The following is an 18,979-nucleotide window of genomic DNA, read 5'->3' on the forward strand; positions in this document are numbered from 1 at the left end:
GAAATGGCTAGCATACAGCAAAACGGAAAACAAAGGGAGGGATTCGGATGCGAGAAGCGCTTGTCATTGATCTGGTTGCCAAGGAAAAAACCTTCACATGCAAAGAGGCTGCTGATTCGTTGGAGATCGGCATCAGCACCTTGCGGAAGTGGAGCTTGCTTCTGGAGCAGCATGGCCATGTCTTCCTGCGCAATGCGCAAAATGGCAGAGAATACAGGCAAAAGGACCTGGCCCTGCTGTTTGAAATCAAGGAGCTTTGCCGATCGCAGGCCATGCCGCTAGAGGTGGCCGTTGCCAATGTGACAAACCGCGCCAACCGGCGAGATCTGCCGCGCAGGGAACAAACTGCCCTATCGCCGTTACCGAAGCCGATCATCTCATCTCCTCTGGAGCAGGCGCAGCGATTGGAGCAAAAAATGAATGCATTAGCCGAGCGTGTATCCCATCAGGAGCAGTTCAATCAACAGCTGCTTGCGAAAATGGAGCAGCAAGAGCGATACATTGAGGCTAGCTTGAAGGAACGCGACCGCCGGCTGACGCGGTTGATGTCTGACATTTTGGAGACAAAAATGTATGTGGCTCAGGCCAAGGAAAAAGAACGCAAAACCTCTATCTGGCATCGATTGTTCTCCATTCATTGGTAACAAAATCCTTCCTGTCTCCCACTATATCTGCCACCACTACGCAAATGTCATCTTGATCATCGTCGCCCCCCATCATTCTGGAAAACGGGTAAGGATCCAAGTGACGGTGCTGAAAAAAACGTTGCAGCAGCTCATCGACCCCTTGTTTCAGAGAGCCTTTGCCCAATAGTCCGTCGCTATATAGCATGATCCGCGCATTCCCCGAGAAATGCAATTTTTCCGCTTTCACCTGGTTCTCCACGCTCAACCCGATGGGAGGGCTGGATGAAGAAAGCAGGCGAATCAGTCCATCCTCATCATGCAAAAAGCCCGGAGGATTGCCCGCATTGATATATTCGATCGATTGTTCGTTTCTGTCGATCAGCAAATACGTGGCGGTAAAAAAGCAGGGGATGCCAATCTGGCTTTGAAACAACCCATTCATATGCTTGTTCAATTCAGCAAATACCAGTTCTGGTTTCTGAACCCGTACGATCATCCCTCTCAGCAAGGAGCGAATGGACATGCTGATCAGGCAGGACGACACTCCATGCCCCATGACATCCAGCATCATGACACCATATCGATGCTGATCAATCTGGTACCAGCAGTACATGTCTCCACTTACTTTGTAGGATGGGATATATGTGGAATGAATGCTGATGCTGCCATCTTCGATAGGGGGCGACAACACACTTTCCTGGATTTTGCGCGCCATTTCCAGATCGTGCTGCCGTTTACGTTCCTCTCTTTTGCGTAAAGTAATATCCTCCAGAATGACAATGAACCCTGCCACTTCTCCGTTTGCGGTATTGATTTTGGACATGGTCAGATTAATGTCCAGTGGAGAACCGTCTTTTTTTCGCCGACGGACTTCTTTTCCCACCAGCTCCTTGCCTTGCATCAGCTGATCCCGGAATGACAGAAATTCTTCGCGAGGAACGTTTGGCGCGTACCGCCCCTGCAATTCTTCCTGCTTCCAGCCAAAAATACGTTCCGCTCCTCTGTTCCAGACCTGGATCCGTCCAGCCATGTCAACTTCCGCTATCCCGACGGGTGTGGATTGCAGTAGCGTGGTCATTTTGTCATGCTTCTCCGTCAGTTCGGCCTGCAGTTGCTTTTCGGCGGTTATCTCCTTCAATATGAAGTAGACGCCCTCGACCTTTTGCCCCTTGAACAATGGAACTGCTTTGACCGCGAACTCAACTCGTTCGCCTACGAGATTCAAAATGGCGGTTTCGTAGGAAAGAGCCTCTCCCTCCAGGACACGCTGGAAATAGGAAGCGATTCTCTGCTGATCTTCCGGTACAATGTATTGCAGAAAAGGAGTGCCGAATGTCAATTCTGGGGAATCACCGACCAGATGCTCTTTACCCGGATTGATTTCTACGATCATTCCTTCGCGATTGGCAATGCAGATCAAATCAGGGTGATGGTCGAACAGCGACTGGAACTTTTGTTTTTCCTGCTCGAGGACGTGTGCATGGGAGTCCATACGTTTCGCCCATTCCTTCAATTTCCCGTGCTGGTTCCAAATGACAAGCAAGGATGCCACTCCCCATAGGCAAATCATTCCCAAAACGAACGCGCTTGCTGTCGGGACGATGTCTGTAACCTTCTGTATGAAGGGCACTCCCAGCAAATAGATCACCGGTGCAGCTATCAGGGCCGCTAGGAATGAGAGCATAGGGATCGCTCTGGAGGTAGCGGTGCTTCTGTTTATCTTCATTTTCTCCAGCCCCTGCATGGTATGATGTCAACGAAAAATATCTTCTCCTAAAATGAGAGGGAGCTGCAACAGTTGAAACACTTCGGTAACTTCCGATGAAACATTGGCAATTGAGAGTTCTTGGACCCCGTTTTCCCTCAAGGTCTGCACGAGGTCAATTAATAACCCGATCCCTGTAGAATCGACAAAACGTATGTTGGCAAAATCGATGACAACGCTTGACGCTGCGGAGGCAGCGGGGATCACCTCTTCCTTTACAACTTCAACGGCATCGATATCAATATCCCCTTCAAGGGCGATTCGTCTTCCGTTTCCTTCCTCGATCACTTTATAAAACAGCATATTCATGTCCCCCTTAATGCAACAGTAATTCGTTGCTTGCATTCAATCTAGCATGGATATTTCTCGTTTCCTGCAGGAATCGGTGCTGCCTTTTGCCTACTTGTACGATCGTATCCTCCATCGCCACCTTAATGCGGATATGCTGGTTAGCGGGAACGACGATCTTTGTCTGCAACCCTCCCTTGGTTCCGGCCTCGGCAATCTCCGCTCCCAAAGCGGCATAGATGTCCCCGCCGCGCATAAATCCGTTCAACTTCAATTCGCCGCCTGCATGGATTTTGGTGTTGTAACAGCCTTGGCCATTGATGATTACATCACCGCTGCAATATATTTTGCTGTTCAAGGCGTAGGGCAGATGGATGCTCGAATTTGGATCAGGCGGCATCATGCTGAAATGATGGAATTCCTCCAGCTTTTGTTTGATCCTAACCAAATCCTCGATCCCTTTTAATTCGCCCGGATGAATCGTAAAGAAGGAAAGATACAAGCGATTGGCAAAATTCAGCCATTCCTCGTCCAATACATTCTTACCTTCTCTCGTCTTTTCATGGAATTGCTTGACCAGCGCAGGAAATGACTTAAACTTGCTCTCCAACAAAATTTTGAGCAGGGAACTTAAGCCGATCTTTTGAATATCCGTCGTCTTAAAGGCACTGGTCCGGTACAATTGCTCAACGGCAACGATGATCAACTTCATTTGAACGATCATTTCCCCGAGCAAATGAGCACACTCCGCGATAAGCAAATTGCTTTTTCCGGCGATGATCTCACTGCCGATCACGTTGCCTTTGATCACCAGAGAGTTTCCCGCCGTAATCTTGGCCATATTCACATTTTGCTGAAGCAGAATGTCTCCTTCTGCGGCAACTTCCATTCCTTCCTCAACATTTCCGGTGACTTCGACATCGCCGGTAAAGCGGATGTTCCCCGTGGTAATGTCGACGTCTTGCTGGTGGTAGAGTTTATCCATAATGGAGACCTTTGCCATCATTCCGCGTATTTGAAACTGGGGACGCCCCGCTTCGATCGCAACAACCTTGACCCCTTCTTCCATCAACACGATGCCTTTTCCGTTTTTTACCACCATCTCGTACACCGGTTTCGGAAAGATGGTGAGCCCCGTTACGGTTAGTCCTGCTTTCCCTTCGATAGCGGGGCGTACAATGGCGACGACTTCGCCCTTTTTAACGGTTGGGATTCGCAGGCCCGCCTGATCTCCTGGTGATTGATACCCTGTACAATTCCCAAATCCGCCAATTTATCGTAAACGTCGTTGATGTTGATATCATTCACGGTTCTGACGGACTCCTCTACGAACAGATCCAGGTGATCATCCGCTTCCTGGTCAACCAAACGTCTGGAGATGCGCGTTCCCGGCCTTACCTTCAAATGCGCCTTCAGTTTTTCCGTTTCCATATGAATCTCCCAACGAGACGGAGTCATTTCCTCCAAGACCTCGACGCGAAGCTTGTCCTTTTCCGAGAGGAGGACCGTTCCCTTTACCTGTTCATCATTCTTATAGAGGATAACCTCGGGACAGGTCGTCACCGTCGGGTATTTGTTTACCCCGTCTCTGCAAAAAATTTGCCCGTCCTTTACCCAGACCATGCCTTCCAGCCCCTCCTTCCCCTCAGGAACGATGGAAGGGGGATTCGGGGCGAAGCCAACCCCTTCATCAGACAGCTCCAGTCCGTCAATCGTATTCATCAGGATTTCCATGGTGTCTGTGACGACCTGTGCCGCCTCGGAAGCGGAACCTTTCTGAACAGCTGCTTCGGTATGGTTATCCTTGACGACGACCTTGACTACAGCGGGCTTCCCCCCGATCCCGAAAATCCCTTTGGTTTCCATTTCCAAAATTTCGATATCGACTTGCTCCCGGGTAGCTGATAAAAGTTGGAGAGCAAGCTCCACAGCTTCAGGTACCGTTTTTCCTTTTGCAACCACGCTTCTACTCATGTTGATTTCCCACCTTACTTGGTTCCACGCTCGTGACCGTCTCTCTGGAACATCCCTGTATCCCATATCCTGCCCGTACGATAACCATAGTGATATCATCTTTTTGCGGCATGCCCTCCGTAAAGGCCTGTACAGCATCAATGACGGATTGTTCCATCTCTGTTACAGACTGAGCAGGATGACTTAGCAGTACATCGATTAATCGATCCCGTGTGAATTGAACGCCGTTCTTATTTTCAGCCTCAATAATGCCATCCGTGTAAAAAAACACCTTGTCGCCCGCTTCAATGTGGATCCGGCGCTCCTCATAGGTCTGTCCGTAAAGACCGCCCAGCATGACTCCATTGAGCTTCGGCACCTCTTTGACTTCCTTGTTTGCTTTCAGCAGAAGCGGTAAGGTATGCCCAGCATTGGCATAGACAAACTCATTGGTAGCCGGATTCCAATCTGCGCAAAACACCGTGACAAATGAAGAAAGGGAGCGGAAATCTTCATACAACGCCTGATTCATGGCCGTAAGCGTTTCTCCGGGGGTCTTCGTTTTACCGGCAGCGCTGCGAAATGCCCCGCGAGTTAGGATCATCAGCATCGCTGCTGGTATGCCCTTTCCCATAACGTCCCCGATGACAATTCGTATCGTTCCTTCGGGCAGCGTATAGAAATCGAAATAGTCCCCGCCAATCACACGCGCCGGGATGGATTTCCCTGTGATTTCACCGTCAGAAAGGGTCGGTTTCTTTCCATTCAGCAGACGGTTTTGAATGTTTCTTGCCTGATAGATTTCTCTTTTTAACGTTTTCTCCAATTCTTCAATCGGACGACGTACCGGATCTTGATCCGCATGCGGGGTGCTCATTTATCTCTCCCCCTTTTGCAGCGCTTCCAATACCCGCAAAATCCCTACCGTATCAAACAATTCTTTGATCTCTTCATTCATGCCGCTTAATTCCACCGTAAAGCCATGATCCTGCCCCTGATAGATCGCGCGGAGGATCGCCCCGATTCCGGTTGAATCGAGAAAAGTCACGGCTGACAGATCGATCACCAGCTTTTGCACCCCTGTGACCTCAGTGAGTGCTGCATCAAAATCATCGACTGTGAAAATATCGAGAACACCTTCCACGGCGAATACGAGTATATTCTCGTTTCGAGATTGACGAATGGTTATCATGGTTTGCACCTCCCTACTCACCCAACTCAAAGGTTTCCACCCTCGTGATTAATTCGTCCGCGTGCAAATCCAGATCGCGGATGATTCCGCTCAGTTCTTGCAGACTGTCATGAAAGCTCAAGCTGATGTTAGTCAAGCTGCCAGTTTGTGAGGTAAACAGGAGGACGAGCTGCTGCAGGCGGTTGCCCAGCGCTTCCAGACATGCTTCCAGCTCGGAGCGTTCTTCTTCTGGTATCCTTTCTCCCCTCGATTCCCCATACTTGACCTGCACGAGCTGCTGCAGGGCCACTCCATAGGCTTCGATTTCAGCAAGCAGGACCTTGGATTGGTCGGTCATCGTAAGAGAAGTGGTGCTCATGTTGTCCATCGAGTTATAAATACGGTTGGACAGCAGATTGGACGTGACGTGCAGCGAGTGAATCTCCTTTTTTATTTGCAAAATGAGCTGCCGCATTTTATCGGTCATGTCATTGACCTGGTTGCTTAATACGGCCCATTCATTGTCTTCCGTGATCGCGATGGTTCCCGTCAGGTTTCCGGCCGCCACCTGCCCGATATGCGAGGAGATTTGCTCAAGCGGACGTATATATTTCTGTGTGACGGCTTTCATCAAGAGGATGAAAATGATCAGAAACAGGCATGATGCAGCAAATATAAACGCAATGCTTTTGATTTCAGCTGTTCTTTCTTGGCTCAAATCGGCATGAATGATCATGATCCGACTTTCCGGCAGCGTATAAAAATAACGCTTCATCGCCGTTTTATTTCCCTCGTACTCATAGCCGATCAACTGATTGGAACGTAGCGCTTCCTGTATTCGCGCCATGTCCCCCGGCTGGGGCTGGTAACGTCCGTAGAGCACAGGAGTATCGATATCGGGCTCTACGATCGTATTATCGCTTCCTTTTTGCAGTGCCTGTACGTTGACAACCGCGATATCCTCAATCAAACCGCTTTCCTTTGTGATTTGGTCGATCAAACGATCCGGTGAAGATGCTTCCGCCAATTGATTGATTTCGTTTTCCACGATGTACGGATTAATGAGAAAATCTGTACGGCCATCGTAGTAATACGCATATTTATAGTATTCTTTCTGATTTTCCGCCCGCGAAATCGGACCGACCCAGTAGTTCTTCGCTGCATATCCTTTGCCGACGTTTACCAATTGCCGGTCGATGAGTTGATGGAAGGCGGTATTCCAGTAGCCCCAATCCGCCGTATGCAATCCGACTTCTTTTTCTTCGGAGGATATGGCGATTTCGAACCCCTCTCCTTTTTTCACAAACAGGGAAAGACCCGCCAACTCATATTGATTCTTCAAAGCTTCCAGCTCCTGCTGGGAAATACTGTGGATATCCCTCCCCTTCAAAGCGTCCGCCAAGTCCTGGGAAATATTCAGCAGATACAGTTCGATCATATGCTCGATCGTTTTGCTCGCATTCTGCGAGGTTTCCATGGCATGGCGGATGACCTGGGTGATGGTATGGATCTCCTCTTGCTGTTTCCGTTCAAATTCGGAATGAAGAACAGCAAAAACCAAAAACATGGTGGGGATGGCAATCAAACTGAGAACTACGCTCATCTGTCGCATCAGCTGGGACAGCAGCTTGCTTTTCAGCGTATGCTTCTTAGGCATTGTCATCGCCACCCCCCTCCAATTTCACTTCCAGGACCACCGTTGTCCCCTGGTGACCTGTGTTGATAATCACGCGATCCATCAGCTTCAGCATCAGGCTGAATCCTTGTCCCATCGACACTTTCGAAGAATAGCCCGCCAACAGCGTAGATTTGGGAAGCTCGGACAATTCAATGCCATTGCCATTGTCCGCCACGATCACACGCAGGTGTGCTCCGTCCGTGCAGACCCGCATCCTTCCGTGTTCGGCATGCTTGAGTACATTGGTCACAACCTCGGAAGTGCAAAGCAGGATGCTGAATTTGGTCTTATCCACGATCCCCAGGCTCTCCAGTGTCTTAGAAACTTGCTCACGGCAGAGCGCCACGTCTTTTTTGGTGTCAATGCTCGCTTCTGCCAGACAGTCCCCTTGGCTGTATGGGCGAATCTGTTCCTCATCCGCCAAGAGCAATTTCCCTTGTGTCACGGAAAAAATTACATCGCGATAGAGAATCTTGATCCGTTCCTCCTGTTTCAGCTCATACTCTATGATCCCGGTCACATCGAACAGACTGAGAAAGACCGCATGCTGATATGGATAACAGTAGAGATCGTATACTTTTCCCGTATCTGGATCCTCCACATATTCACGAATTTGCTTTTGTTCTTCCCGTGCCCGTTCAGCCAAAGGCGCAATTTGCCTCGTCAAGGGCATGGCGATCGACTCTCCCATCCCATCGCGAAAACCATCCTCGTAAACGGCAAACAGGCTAGCCTCAAACTTTTGCATCAATACCGATTGATCCACTTTGTGCCGGTTTGTATGCGTCACCACGACTTCTGTCACCCGATTCGGTTCTACACTGGTTTTCTCCACCTCGGGTTCGATCGTAAAATCAGCGATCTTCATCACCAGCTTGACCAGTCTGGGATCCAGCACATTGTCGGCAAGCTTGGCAAATCGTTTCGCCGGATTTCCTTCCTTTTTGTCATGCAGCAGCTTATCGTAGTGATCAGCCGCTGCGATGACCCTAGCGCCGAGCGGAATTTCTTCTCCCTGCAAGCCTTTCGGGTAGCCTCCGCCACCCCATTGTTCATGATGATACAGCACATAGTCCGAAGCCTTTTCCAATCCGGAAATGTCCCGAACCATTTCAGCCCCGATCTCTACATGCTTGCGCTGTTCCTTTTCTTCCTCCAGTGTCAGCGGTCCCCGTTTCTTGAATATGCTCTCTCTCACCTGCCCTTTGCCTACATCATGGAAAAGGGCAGCATAGTGGATCGCATCGATTTCCGCCAACGGCAATTTCAGCTCCTCCGCCAGCTGCCTCGCCAATCGTCCTACACGTGCTGCATGCCCTACGCTGATCGACAGCTTATCTTCGGTCATATTGGTAAATGATTCGAGCGAATGAAGATACGTTTTGCGCAGTTCGATAAACATGCGGAACGCATAGCGCAAAGCCAGGAAGAACAGAAAGATAAAAGCGGCTTCCATCCAAAACTGAATTTGCCGATCGGGATGGAAAATCAAACCCAAGCGGAGGCTGAGCACTAGCGTGACTACATAAATGAAGCCGGTATCCTTCAAGGAATCAAGCCAGATCATCAAGACACCTTGATTCGTCAGCTTGGCGATCGCCACGGAGACCAGGCATAAATTGACGAGATTATACACAAACAAAGAAGTCATCAGGGCGGGAATATCTTGCCAGGAGAAGCTGCCTGCTGCCCCGCCCAACCATTCGTATACGCTTCCGGCAGCCGCAATCGATAAGGCATATTGCCCAACATTGAACAGTACCTTGATCAGTTGAATCCGTTCAAAAATGGCCCCGAATAAGGCAATCACGATCTCGACCACGAGCGCTTCCGGCAGCCCGAAGCATAACAAAGTCGCAAACGTAAAAATGCTCGATCCTGAAAAAAGCGTGCCATTCGGCAGTTCTACACAGTATTTGTCCAACAGGCCAGCAAACAGCGCAAGCGTCAAGGCTGCGCAAAGTAAGGCGGCATCGATCGATGGCATGATGAGAAGGATGACAGCCAGGCCAAGTGCAAAGACCGTATACAAATAGATCTGTGAAATTTTTGGCACGGCTGCACATCCTTTCCATTTAGAGATAAAAAAGGGGGGGGGCGCTGCAAGTTTCGTCATAGCATCGTCAGGTGTGAATCATCCTCATTATTTCAGTGGAATCTTTGCGATCGCGGACAGAACCATTGCAGCCAGTGTCAACCAGAACAGCCAATTTTTCATGCGATCCACCTCCTTGTTGATCAGACATAAGCGCCCCGGCAAAGCGGTCTTACTCTGTCATCTTTTTGTACACAAACCGGGAGATTCCCCATGTGGCAGCAATGTCTCCGATACTGACAACCATGCTGCTGAAAGCGAATGGTGGTCGAAGCGGAACCACATCGGCGAGAAAGATGAGATGCGTATTCGCTGTCATGAGCTGATGCTTGGTGAGTCCCTCTTCCAATAGCGGGATGTACGAAGATAGACCAGCCCACTGCAGTGCATCCACCGAGACCGGCATCCTGCCTCCATTGACCGTAATCACTAGGAAATTCAGGAGCATCCCCATCCCGAACCAGAGAAATCCGGGCAATTTGCGATTCCGCCAGCAGGCATAGGCAAGCATGGTATAGGAAACGGTGATCCAGTACGGAAACGTTTCGGCCATCCACACACTGCGATCGTACAATAGCATCGCCGCGAGCTGGAGCAGCAGGCTGGTGATGATCAGATACGACAGCTGAATCTCAGTCTGCGCCAAACGGATGAGAGAGCCCTTTTTCCAGAATGCGATCAAGACGACAAGGAGCAGAATCTCGTAAATCATCTTTTCCTCCTTTGTTCCGACGTTTCCGGGCGTGAGTGTGAAAAAATCCACCAAGAAGAGGTGGATTTTTCATTCCAGCCTTCTTCGGCAACCCGGCTGCCATGGCGTTTCTGCCGTAGGCCCGTAGCTTTGCGTCCCCGTCTTTCGAGCGAGTTTGCCTTTTTCGGAAAGAGTTGTTATCACAAGATTTTGAATCCCGGTTAGTAGTTTAGTACCCGTGTTGAGCGCGTTCAAAACAACAAGATGGCCGATTTTTTGTGGAAAATCCTCCCTCCCGTTTTCAACCTCTCAACCCTGCACCTCTCTTTTCCTCAATAAGCAGAGAAAAAACGGAGCCCCTACAGCCCCCATGATGATGCCGACCGGCAGTTCAACCGGAGCGAAGAGAATGCGTGCCGCAGTATCGAAAATCGTTAACACAGCGATCCCAAGCAAAGCGGTGGCCGGAAGCAATATTCGATAGTCATGACCGACCATCATGCGGGCGGCGTGCGGGACTATCAATCCAACAAACCCAAGCAATCCGACAACACTGACAGCACTTGCTGACAGCAGCGCGGCTGCCGCCGTCACAAGCAGCCTTGTCCGCTCCACAGGCAAACCCAGTCCCTTTGCTACGGAGTCACCCAGCGCCAGTATGTTCATCTGCCGGGTGGCGAAGAGAGCGAGCAGTATGCCCACAATTGAATAGGGAAGCAGGAGCTGAAGATGCGGCCAGCTTTTGGCAGAGAGTCCGCCTACCATGAACAGCAGTGCTCCATCCACCCGATCGCTGTAAAACGTGAGGAGCCCGGAAACACCCGCGTTGAAGAAAGCGGAAACCGCCACTCCTGCCAGTACAAGCCTTGCAGGTCGAACACCATCGTGCCACGCCAGTACGTAAATCAAGACAGCAGCCCCCAGTGCCCCCAGAAATGCTGCTGGTGTCATCAGGTACGCATAAGCCGGAAACATGACGAGCGCTGCTACGCCAAACAACCCCGCTCCCGAAGATACCCCGATGATGTAGGGATCTGCCATCGAATTGCGCATGACTCCCTGCAGCAACGCTCCCGCGACGGAAAGATTGATACTGACCAAGCAGGCAATCAGCGTCCTCGGGAGTCGAACATTCCAGATAATATCCCGAATGGTTCCCTGTTCGCTGCCTGTAAACACGCGGATAATGTCCACGACACTTATCTTGACTGCCCCGTTTACAAGGCTCAACAACATTCCTGATATGGCCAGGAGGAGGAATGCTGCCAAAATGACTGCTTGCCACGCAGCGATTTTTCGAATGTGGATGGCGGCCTTACTTGTCATTTCCATATACCTCGGGATAAGCTAGCTTCGCCATATGGGCAAAAGCCTGGTCAATCTCCAACCCCAGCGTTTTCTCAAATGCGGATGGGAGAAAGTGCATGCGCTTCTCTTTTACCGCCCGAAGCGAGGACCACGCGGGATTTTTCGCCATATCCTCCGCAAGCTTTTGCTTTCCGAATTCCTCTGTCCCGTGAACTACAATGAATAGGAAGTCGGGATCGGCTTCGATCAATTTTTCCAAACTATAGGGCACATAGCCCGGCATATCCCCAGAAGCCATCTCATCGGCAACATTGTGCAGTTTTAGCCTCTGCGCAATGTCCACGGTCATGCTGTCCTTTTTCTGTATGTATACCCCCATAGGCATGATGGTCATGCCAGCATACGTTGGCGATGTGTGAGGAAGTCGGCTGATAATCGCTTGGACCCGGCTGTCTGTGTCCTTCAGCGCTTGCTCTGCAACGGTTGGCTTGCCGATGATTTGCCCGAATAATCGGCCTGTCTGCTGAAAATCTTCATAGCTTTGCATCTTCAACAAAGCGAACGGAATCTGATTGGCCGCAAAGGCTTTCCTCAAATCAGCGTGAAAAAATTCTTGGCCGATCACGAGGTCCGGCTTCAGGCTCGTAATTTTCTCCATGCTGACATTCACGATCTGTCCGACGTTTTCAGCCGCTTTGGCTCCGTCCGGTACCGGGATTCCGGGGGTCGTCGCTATTCCGACAGCCTTACCGCCAAGTTGGTAAAACAGCCCCAGCATCTCTGGAGCCAAGAATACAATTCGTTCGGGTTTTTGAGGCAATACGATTTCCTGCCCGGTGCTGTCCGTAAACGCCAGAAAGGAGGAAGAGGTGGTAGATACAGGTGCTGAAGCATTCTCAACAGGCGCATCACAACCCGTCGCGGCAAAAATCAGCCATACACCAATCATCCAAATTGACAGCATCCTGCCTGGCACTCGTTTTTTCCACGGCTTGCGCGGACAGCTGCATTCTGCTTTTCCCATCATGGAAGCCCCCCTATATTTCGATATGGAATGAACCTACTCGACATTATAAAAAGAGGACATCCCATCATAGAATGACTAAGGAGAGCTATTCTTACCGTGAATATGTGAAGGTTTCATGGCATTCAGCCGTCGACTCCTATCCTTCCATGAAAAATGCCTGCAGACCTTGTCACTTTCGTAACGTCGTCTACAGGCGGAAACATACTTTCCAAGCCGATTAAAAGATTTTTTTGCGATCCCGTTCTTCTTTCAAAATTTCCACGGCTTCCCGGAAACGGATGGAGTGGATGATCTCCCTCTCCCGCAAAAACTTCAAGCCGTCCTGCAAGTCTACGTCATCGGTCATATCAATCAGCCATTGGTAGGTTGCCCGCGCTTTTTCTTCGGCCGCAATGTCTTCATAAAGGTCAGCGATCGGGTCCCCTTTGGCCTGGATGTACGCAGCGGTCCACGGAACACCGGAAGCATTATGATAGAAGAGCGCTTTATCATGGTTCGCGTAATGATCTCCCAGACCTGCCTCCTTCATTTGCTCAGGTGTCGCATCCTTCGTCAGTTTATATACCATGGTGGCGATCATTTCAAGGTGGGCGAACTCTTCCGTACCGATATCCGTCAACAAGCCGATTACCCGATCAGGGATGGAATAACGCTGATTCAGATAGCGAAGCGCTGCTGCCAGCTCTCCATCAGCTCCGCCATATTGTTCGATCAGGAACTTCGCCATACGCGGGTCGCATTTGCTCACCCTCACCGGATACTGCAGCTTTTTCTCGTAAATCCACATTCGCGTTTTCTCCTCCCGTTACACCTGCCATGGCCAAGGCGCATTGTTCCATTGCCATGGATAGCCTGAATAGCTGTGACCAAAATGCATCAGCGGCCCATACATCCCTTCCATCTCTTGGGCGATTTTCCAACGTTCCTGCACATGGTGGTTATACTGCTGTAGGGCCTCAAAGTCGTTTGGATGAGTATCCAGATACAGATTCAGCTCTACCAGGACAAAGTCGATCGCTTGCAGCTGATGCAGCAGCTGATAATAGCGTTCATCCACTTGTTGCTTGACGTCACTCACAGACTTCACCCACCCCTTGGTCTCCTCTTCCGTCGTATGGACTATACAATGACGGCCATAATGTTCCGCGTTTCAATGCCTTGAATGGCGAATATTGTGGCAGCCCAGGTGCCTGAAAGACCACATATTGATTCACAGGAACCACATATCGCTTTACCTCTTGGGGCGGGCACGGATCAAATGGGCTGATATACGGTTTCCAATACCTCCATTGTGATTGCACAATCGACCCTCCTTCATGGGTGAAAGACTATTCGAAATCACTGTATGAGACATTCACCCAATCGGTGATGGGCGTTTGACCCATGTTCGCTTCTTTTCGACGAGTTTTCGTCAGCTTGTCAACCACAAAAACACCCGACATATGGAAACGAGCTCGTCGCTTCACTTTTGTCGGGTGTGATGGGTTTTCGATACTTATTTGACGTGTTGTACCGCCTTGCTGAGCCAGGCGTCTACTAGGGCAGCAATCTCATTTTTGGTTTCATCGGAAAATTGATGATACAGCAGGACGCAAGCGATCAGCTCCTGATGTGCCTGCTGACAAACCGCCAGCTCCATGGCTGTCAGAAGCCGTTTTGATGCTTCAGCCATATTGTTGGTTTGCAAGAAATACAGGGCCAGAACACGCTGAACTCGTAAAAATATCCGCTCGGTTCTGAACATTCCCGCTTCATTGGGTGCAAGCGCCGTCGGAATTTCCAGACTTGAAAGCATCTGCTCCAGATCTCTCCATCTCTGCTTCTCCAGACATACCTCGAGAAGATGCGGCAAAGAGGGCAGCAAATAGGACGGATTGCGTCGTACCCACGCGACATAACCCGATATGGAGGGAACCTCGCCTTTCCCAGTCTTCTCCCGATAACGAAGCAGTTGGAAGTAAACTTCCATCTCTGCTTTTCCCGGGCGTTGCTCCAGTAAATATTCTTCTGCAGCCTTTATTGCGAGTTCGTGCTGCTGCAGCTGAGAATATGCCTCGCACTTCATCATGATGGCTTCTTTATACAGGTGGTCACGATGGTCCTCTCGTACGAAGCGGAGATATTCTGTACTCGTCTCAATGACTTTCTCCCATTTTTCAAGCTCCAGGTAGTAGGACAGCAGAGAACGATAGGCTTCTATTTTCAATTCTTGCACATTCGCGAGCTGCTCTTGCTCAACTTGAACAGACAAATCACGCAAATAGGTTTGGAGATGAATCGCTGCCTCGTATGTATCCGGGTGTTTGCCTTCCCGTAAAATATGAAAGACGCGACAAAGACTGATCAACCACCGCTCGCTTTCCGGCAATTGTCCCCGCTCCAGCTCCACAACGGCATGGTAATAGGTAAGTGCTTCCTGATTCATCCCCGTCTCATTTAACTGCTTTGCCAGCGCAAACAAAATATCGGCATTCTTTTTCCCAAACGCGATCAATTCCTCTTCCAATCGGTCGACCACGATTTGCAAATCCAAGCGGTAGCACTGCAGGATAAATTCTACCGTCTTTTTCGGGCGGAGATTGCCATATCGATCAAAGCATTCAGGCACAAAATACGTATAAAGTGCTCCTCTTTCTAATCCGAGCGCCTCCGTGATGGCATCAAGCATGGTTAAGGTAAAATTCCGTTTGCCGCTTAACGCAGCACTTAAATTGGATTGCTTCACTTTGCCGTCCATGAGTTCGACAAGCTGCAATTGATTCATCTTTTTCTCGATTAGCAGTCTCTTCACCACTTCTGCTAATGGCAATAACCCTTTTGCACGATTCACGCTGCACCCCCATCTTCCATTAAACAAAGGAAAAAGGCCCTATTAAGATTCATATAATTGGGTAAAATCTCCTAATATTATAATAGGAAAATACTCATATGAAAACAGGTGAAACGGAAACAAAGAAAAGCATTGTTTTGGCTCAAGTTCAACTTAGGCATGTGATCATCATCACAGCTCTCTTTTTTCTTACCAATTATGATGGAGATACAAAAAGGGAACAGTGGAGTGCACACCACCAAAATGAACTGTTTCTCTATTATTTCTTGTGATAATTTTCACAAGTGATCACTTACTCCTGCAGGGATGAATACGACGCTCCTTCAACTACCTTTAGTGATAGGGGCCACTCCCCAAATGAAAGGAACGATTGCCATGATGGACGTAAAAGAGATTTTGAACCAAGAATCAGCCTGGAAAGGTTTTCACATCGGAAAATGGGCGAAGGAAGTGGATGTAAGAGACTTCATCCAAAACAACTGGTCTCCTTATCTCGGGGATGATTCCTTCCTCACAGGACCCACTGAGAGCACAAAAATTCTTGAAAAAATGGTGAATGAGATTCTTCAGGCAGAACGGGAAAACCAAGGGGTTCTGGATATTGATACAGAGACGCCATCCACTATCACCTCTCATGGCCCCGGGTATATTCAAGAAGGCGTTGAGAAGATCGTCGGTCTGCAAACCGATTCCCCACGCCGCCGTTCGATCATGCCAAATGGCGGGATTCGGATGGTGGAGGACGCTTGCAAGGCGTACGGTTACGATGTCGATCCAAAGGTAAAAGAGATATTCACCAAATACCGCAAAACCCACAACCAAGGAGTATTTGATGCCTATACTCCCGAGATGAAACTGGCCCGCAAAGCCGGTATCATCACCGGGCTGCCCGATGCTTACGGCCGCGGTCGCATCATCGGTGACTACCGCCGGGTCGCTCTGTACGGCATCGACTTTTTGATCGCAGACAAAAAACGAGAGCTTTCTTTAACCAATAAAGCCGTCATGTCGGAAGAAGTCATTCGGGAGCGCGAGGAAATCACGGAGCAGATCCGAGCGCTGGAAGAATGCAAGCAGATGGCCGCTTCCTACGGCTTTGACATTTCCAAGCCTGCGACGACTGCACAAGAAGCTGTACAATGGCTCTACTTTGGCTACCTGGCGGCTATCAAGGAGCAAAACGGGGCAGCGATGAGCATTGGCCGGATCAGCACTTTCCTCGATATTTATTTTGAACGTGATCTGCAGGCCGGGATCTTGACCGAAGAAGAAGCACAGGAAATCATGGACCATTTTGTCATGAAGCTGCGCCTGGTCAACTTCCTGCGAACACCGGATTACAATGAGCTGTTCAGCGGCGATCCTACCTGGGTGACAGAATCCATCGGCGGGATGTCGGTCAGCGGCAAACCGCTGGTCACCAAAACGTCCTTCCGCATCCTGCACACCTTGTACAATCTGGGACCGGCCCCTGAGCCAAACCTGACCGTGCTCTGGTCCGCGCAGCTGCCACTAGGCTTTAAGGAATACTGCGCGAAGGTATCGATCGAAACCAGCTCGATCCAGTATGAAAACGACGATATCATGCGTCCCATCTACGGTGACGACTACGGCATCGCTTGCTGCGTGTCTGCGATGCGCATCGGGAAACAAATGCAGTTCTTCGGTGCCCGCGCCAATCTGGCCAAAGCGCTCCTGTATGCCATTAACGGCGGTGTCGATGAAAAGCTCGGCACACAGGTAGGCCCTGAGCTTGCGCCTTTGAGCAGTGAATATCTGCAGTTTGACGAGGTCATGGAACGGTTTGACAAGGTGATGGATTGGCTGGCAGAGCTGTATATCAATACGTTGAACGTGATTCACTACATGCACGACAAATACAGCTATGAACGGATCGAGATGGCACTGCATGACCGCCACATCCTGCGCACGATGGCTTGCGGGATCGCCGGGCTTTCCGTAGCCGCTGACTCCCTTTCTGCAGTCAAATTTGCCAAAGTGAAGCCTGTCCGCAATGAACAAGGAATCGCGGTAGACTTTGTCACCGAAGGCGAATATCCAACCTTCGGGAACAGCGATGACCGCGTCGACGAAATCGCAGTCGACCTGGTCAGACGCTTTATGGAAAAATTGCGCCGCTTCCCGACCTATCGCGACTCGATCGCGACTCAATCGGTTCTGACCATTACTTCCAATGTGGTCTATGGCAAAAAGACAGGAACAACACCGGATGGCCGCAAAGCGGGTCAGCCATTCGCTCCAGGGGCAAACCCTATGCATGGCCGTGATCAAAAAGGTGCGCTCGCTTCCTTCACGTCGCTGGCGAAGCTGCCTTATGAAGAAGCCTTGGACGGGATCTCGTATACGTTCTCGATCGTACCGGGTGCCTTAGGAAACGTACCGAAAGATCGGATTCGCAACCTGGTCGCCATTTTGGACGGCTACAGCGCGCAACGCGGCCACCATGTGAACGTCAACGTCTTTGATCGCGCACAGCTGCTCGATGCGATGGAACACCCGGAAAATTACCCGCAATTGACCATCCGTGTCTCCGGTTACGCAGTGAACTTTATCAAATTGACACGTGAACAACAGCTAGATGTCATCAACAGAACTTTCCACGAAAGAATGTGATACGTATGGAAGGCAGGATTCATTCGGTAGAAACAATGGGATTAGATGACGGACCCGGAATCCGTTACGTCCTCTTCATGCAAGGATGCCTGATGCGCTGCCAATTTTGCCACAATCCAGATACTTGGCATATCCATGAAGGACGGCTGGTAGACAGTAACGACATCTTTTTGGAGGCGCAAATATTCCTGCCCTACTACCGCGCTTCTGGAGGAGGCATTACCGTCAGCGGTGGAGAGCCGCTTGTGCAGGCTCCTTTTGTACGAGATCTCTTCCGGGCTTGCAAGGAAGCCGGCATCCACACCACTCTGGATACTACCGGATATATCTGGAACGATGCGGTCATCGAGGTGCTCCAGCATACCGATTTGGTCCTGCTCGATCTGAAAGAAATGGATGATCAGAAGCACCACGACCTCACAAGCGTGCATAATCCATCGGTGCTGCAGTTCGCGAGGTATTTGGCTGAACATAACATCCCCGCATGGATCAGGCACGTGCTTGTTCCCGGTCTGACGGACGATCCGGACGGCCTTCGCCAGATCGGTGCATTTATCAAAAATATGCCCAATATCGAGAGAGTGGAGCTGCTCCCCTTCCACAAAATGGGCGAATACAAATGGCAGGAGCTTGGCATCCCTTATCAGTTGACAGATGTGCAAGCAGCGACCGATGATGAGGTGCAAACAGCGTACGGTTATCTGGGCGAATCTGTGCGGAAAGAGCTTATGCCTGCGTGGAACGGCAGCACAGCATCTTCATAAAAAAATTTAATAGAAGCCCTCTCGCAGAAGTTATCTAGTCCTTCTTTTGAGGAAGTTTTTCATACTGTATCATGTATCAGGCTGATTCGTCGTGAAGTTTATCCTTTCTTGATAGTAGAGTAGGAAACTGAAATTTTCGGGCGACCTTC

At 50.0% G+C, this 18,979-nt stretch carries 19 protein-coding genes and 1 riboswitch; of the genes, 4 read left to right on the forward strand and 15 right to left on the reverse strand.

The window, feature by feature from the left end; all coding sequences use genetic code 11:
• Positions 1-47 precede the first annotated feature (47 nt).
• Positions 48-644, forward strand: a complete 597-nt coding sequence (locus tag EIZ37_RS19100; protein ID WP_134686378.1) for a hypothetical protein — start codon at positions 48-50, stop codon at positions 642-644.
• Here EIZ37_RS19100 and EIZ37_RS19105 read toward each other — a convergent pair.
• From EIZ37_RS19105 to EIZ37_RS19175, 15 genes are all read right to left on the reverse strand, one after another.
• Positions 610-2,352, reverse strand: coding sequence for a SpoIIE family protein phosphatase (locus tag EIZ37_RS19105; protein ID WP_167569007.1), 1,743 nt, complete (start codon positions 2,350-2,352; stop codon positions 610-612). The genes EIZ37_RS19100 and EIZ37_RS19105 overlap by 35 nt on opposite strands.
• A gap of 27 nt (positions 2,353-2,379) precedes the next feature.
• The gene (locus EIZ37_RS19110; protein WP_134686380.1) at positions 2,380-2,694 is read right to left on the reverse strand and encodes an STAS domain-containing protein; all 315 of its coding nucleotides are present in this window, start codon (positions 2,692-2,694) and stop codon (positions 2,380-2,382) included.
• A 13-nt stretch (positions 2,695-2,707) separates the two neighbouring features.
• Complete coding sequence (locus EIZ37_RS19115; RefSeq protein WP_328591368.1) at positions 2,708-3,898, reverse strand: FapA family protein; 1,191 nt, start codon at positions 3,896-3,898, stop codon at positions 2,708-2,710.
• Positions 3,823-4,653 carry a Jag N-terminal domain-containing protein gene (locus tag EIZ37_RS19120; RefSeq protein WP_167569013.1) on the reverse strand — a complete coding sequence of 277 codons (831 nt, stop codon included), beginning with the start codon at positions 4,651-4,653 and terminating at the stop codon, positions 3,823-3,825. The genes EIZ37_RS19115 and EIZ37_RS19120 overlap by 76 nt, the downstream gene beginning before the upstream one ends.
• The gene (locus tag EIZ37_RS19125; RefSeq protein WP_134686383.1) at positions 4,646-5,509 is read right to left on the reverse strand and encodes a PP2C family protein-serine/threonine phosphatase; all 864 of its coding nucleotides are present in this window, start codon (positions 5,507-5,509) and stop codon (positions 4,646-4,648) included. The genes EIZ37_RS19120 and EIZ37_RS19125 overlap by 8 nt, the downstream gene beginning before the upstream one ends.
• Positions 5,510-5,824 (reverse strand): STAS domain-containing protein, encoded by a 315-nt coding sequence (locus EIZ37_RS19130; RefSeq protein ID WP_134686384.1) that lies wholly within the window; start codon positions 5,822-5,824, stop codon positions 5,510-5,512.
• A 13-nt stretch (positions 5,825-5,837) separates the two neighbouring features.
• Positions 5,838-7,466: a methyl-accepting chemotaxis protein gene (locus tag EIZ37_RS19135; protein ID WP_134686385.1), complete on the reverse strand. Its 1,629-nt coding sequence runs from the start codon at positions 7,464-7,466 to the stop codon at positions 5,838-5,840.
• Positions 7,453-9,537, reverse strand: coding sequence for an HD domain-containing phosphohydrolase (locus EIZ37_RS19140; RefSeq protein ID WP_167569016.1), 2,085 nt, complete (start codon positions 9,535-9,537; stop codon positions 7,453-7,455). The genes EIZ37_RS19135 and EIZ37_RS19140 overlap by 14 nt, the downstream gene beginning before the upstream one ends.
• A gap of 211 nt (positions 9,538-9,748) precedes the next feature.
• A complete protein-coding gene (locus EIZ37_RS19145) occupies positions 9,749-10,288 on the reverse strand; it encodes a DUF5317 domain-containing protein (RefSeq protein ID WP_134686387.1) in 540 nt (179 codons plus the stop codon).
• 83 nt (positions 10,289-10,371) lie between these two features.
• Positions 10,372-10,457, reverse strand: a riboswitch (cyclic di-GMP riboswitch).
• A gap of 119 nt (positions 10,458-10,576) precedes the next feature.
• Positions 10,577-11,593 carry a FecCD family ABC transporter permease gene (locus EIZ37_RS19150; protein ID WP_134686388.1) on the reverse strand — a complete coding sequence of 339 codons (1,017 nt, stop codon included), beginning with the start codon at positions 11,591-11,593 and terminating at the stop codon, positions 10,577-10,579.
• Entirely contained in the window at positions 11,583-12,602 is a 1,020-nt protein-coding gene (locus tag EIZ37_RS19155; protein WP_134686389.1) for an ABC transporter substrate-binding protein, read from the reverse strand. The genes EIZ37_RS19150 and EIZ37_RS19155 overlap by 11 nt, the downstream gene beginning before the upstream one ends.
• A gap of 217 nt (positions 12,603-12,819) precedes the next feature.
• Complete coding sequence (locus EIZ37_RS19160; RefSeq protein ID WP_134686390.1) at positions 12,820-13,389, reverse strand: manganese catalase family protein; 570 nt, start codon at positions 13,387-13,389, stop codon at positions 12,820-12,822.
• An 18-nt stretch (positions 13,390-13,407) separates the two neighbouring features.
• The gene (locus EIZ37_RS19165; protein WP_134686391.1) at positions 13,408-13,680 is read right to left on the reverse strand and encodes a spore coat protein CotJB; all 273 of its coding nucleotides are present in this window, start codon (positions 13,678-13,680) and stop codon (positions 13,408-13,410) included.
• Positions 13,673-13,903 carry a spore coat associated protein CotJA gene (locus tag EIZ37_RS19170; RefSeq protein ID WP_134686392.1) on the reverse strand — a complete coding sequence of 77 codons (231 nt, stop codon included), beginning with the start codon at positions 13,901-13,903 and terminating at the stop codon, positions 13,673-13,675. The genes EIZ37_RS19165 and EIZ37_RS19170 overlap by 8 nt, the downstream gene beginning before the upstream one ends.
• 194 nt (positions 13,904-14,097) lie before the next feature.
• Positions 14,098-15,432, reverse strand: a complete 1,335-nt coding sequence (locus EIZ37_RS19175) for a helix-turn-helix domain-containing protein (RefSeq protein ID WP_134686393.1) — start codon at positions 15,430-15,432, stop codon at positions 14,098-14,100.
• Between the two features lie 98 nt (positions 15,433-15,530).
• Here EIZ37_RS19175 and EIZ37_RS26070 point away from each other — a divergent pair, with 98 nt between their 5' ends.
• From EIZ37_RS26070 to pflA, 3 genes are all read left to right on the forward strand, one after another.
• A complete protein-coding gene (locus tag EIZ37_RS26070; protein WP_167569018.1) occupies positions 15,531-15,704 on the forward strand; it encodes a hypothetical protein in 174 nt (57 codons plus the stop codon).
• Positions 15,705-15,807: 103 nt separating this feature from the next.
• Positions 15,808-18,066 (forward strand): formate C-acetyltransferase, encoded by a 2,259-nt coding sequence (pflB, locus tag EIZ37_RS19180; RefSeq protein ID WP_407921155.1) that lies wholly within the window; start codon positions 15,808-15,810, stop codon positions 18,064-18,066.
• 5 nt (positions 18,067-18,071) lie between these two features.
• Positions 18,072-18,830 carry a pyruvate formate-lyase-activating protein gene (gene pflA / locus EIZ37_RS19185; protein ID WP_134686394.1) on the forward strand — a complete coding sequence of 253 codons (759 nt, stop codon included), beginning with the start codon at positions 18,072-18,074 and terminating at the stop codon, positions 18,828-18,830.
• Positions 18,831-18,979: the final 149 nt, after the last annotated feature.

This window comes from Brevibacillus migulae (assembly GCF_004521915.1).
In the GTDB taxonomy this organism is placed as follows: Bacteria; Bacillota; Bacilli; order Brevibacillales; family Brevibacillaceae; genus Brevibacillus_F; species Brevibacillus_F migulae.

Coding starts and splice junctions, on each gene's coding strand:
- pflA (WP_134686394.1), top strand. CDS start 18,072: ATGGAAGGCAGGATTCATTCGGTAGAAACAATGGGATTAGATGACGGA.
- EIZ37_RS19105 (WP_167569007.1), bottom strand. CDS start 2,352: ATGAAGATAAACAGAAGCACCGCTACCTCCAGAGCGATCCCTATGCTC.
- EIZ37_RS19110 (WP_134686380.1), bottom strand. CDS start 2,694: ATGCTGTTTTATAAAGTGATCGAGGAAGGAAACGGAAGACGAATCGCC.
- EIZ37_RS19130 (WP_134686384.1), bottom strand. CDS start 5,824: ATGATAACCATTCGTCAATCTCGAAACGAGAATATACTCGTATTCGCC.
- EIZ37_RS19145 (WP_134686387.1), bottom strand. CDS start 10,288: ATGATTTACGAGATTCTGCTCCTTGTCGTCTTGATCGCATTCTGGAAA.
- EIZ37_RS19135 (WP_134686385.1), bottom strand. CDS start 7,466: ATGACAATGCCTAAGAAGCATACGCTGAAAAGCAAGCTGCTGTCCCAG.
- EIZ37_RS19120 (WP_167569013.1), bottom strand. CDS start 4,653: ATGAGTAGAAGCGTGGTTGCAAAAGGAAAAACGGTACCTGAAGCTGTG.
- EIZ37_RS19150 (WP_134686388.1), bottom strand. CDS start 11,593: ATGACAAGTAAGGCCGCCATCCACATTCGAAAAATCGCTGCGTGGCAA.
- EIZ37_RS19100 (WP_134686378.1), top strand. CDS start 48: ATGCGAGAAGCGCTTGTCATTGATCTGGTTGCCAAGGAAAAAACCTTC.
- pflB (WP_407921155.1), top strand. CDS start 15,808: ATGATGGACGTAAAAGAGATTTTGAACCAAGAATCAGCCTGGAAAGGT.
- EIZ37_RS19155 (WP_134686389.1), bottom strand. CDS start 12,602: ATGATGGGAAAAGCAGAATGCAGCTGTCCGCGCAAGCCGTGGAAAAAA.
- EIZ37_RS26070 (WP_167569018.1), top strand. CDS start 15,531: ATGAAAACAGGTGAAACGGAAACAAAGAAAAGCATTGTTTTGGCTCAA.
- EIZ37_RS19125 (WP_134686383.1), bottom strand. CDS start 5,509: ATGAGCACCCCGCATGCGGATCAAGATCCGGTACGTCGTCCGATTGAA.
- EIZ37_RS19160 (WP_134686390.1), bottom strand. CDS start 13,389: ATGTGGATTTACGAGAAAAAGCTGCAGTATCCGGTGAGGGTGAGCAAA.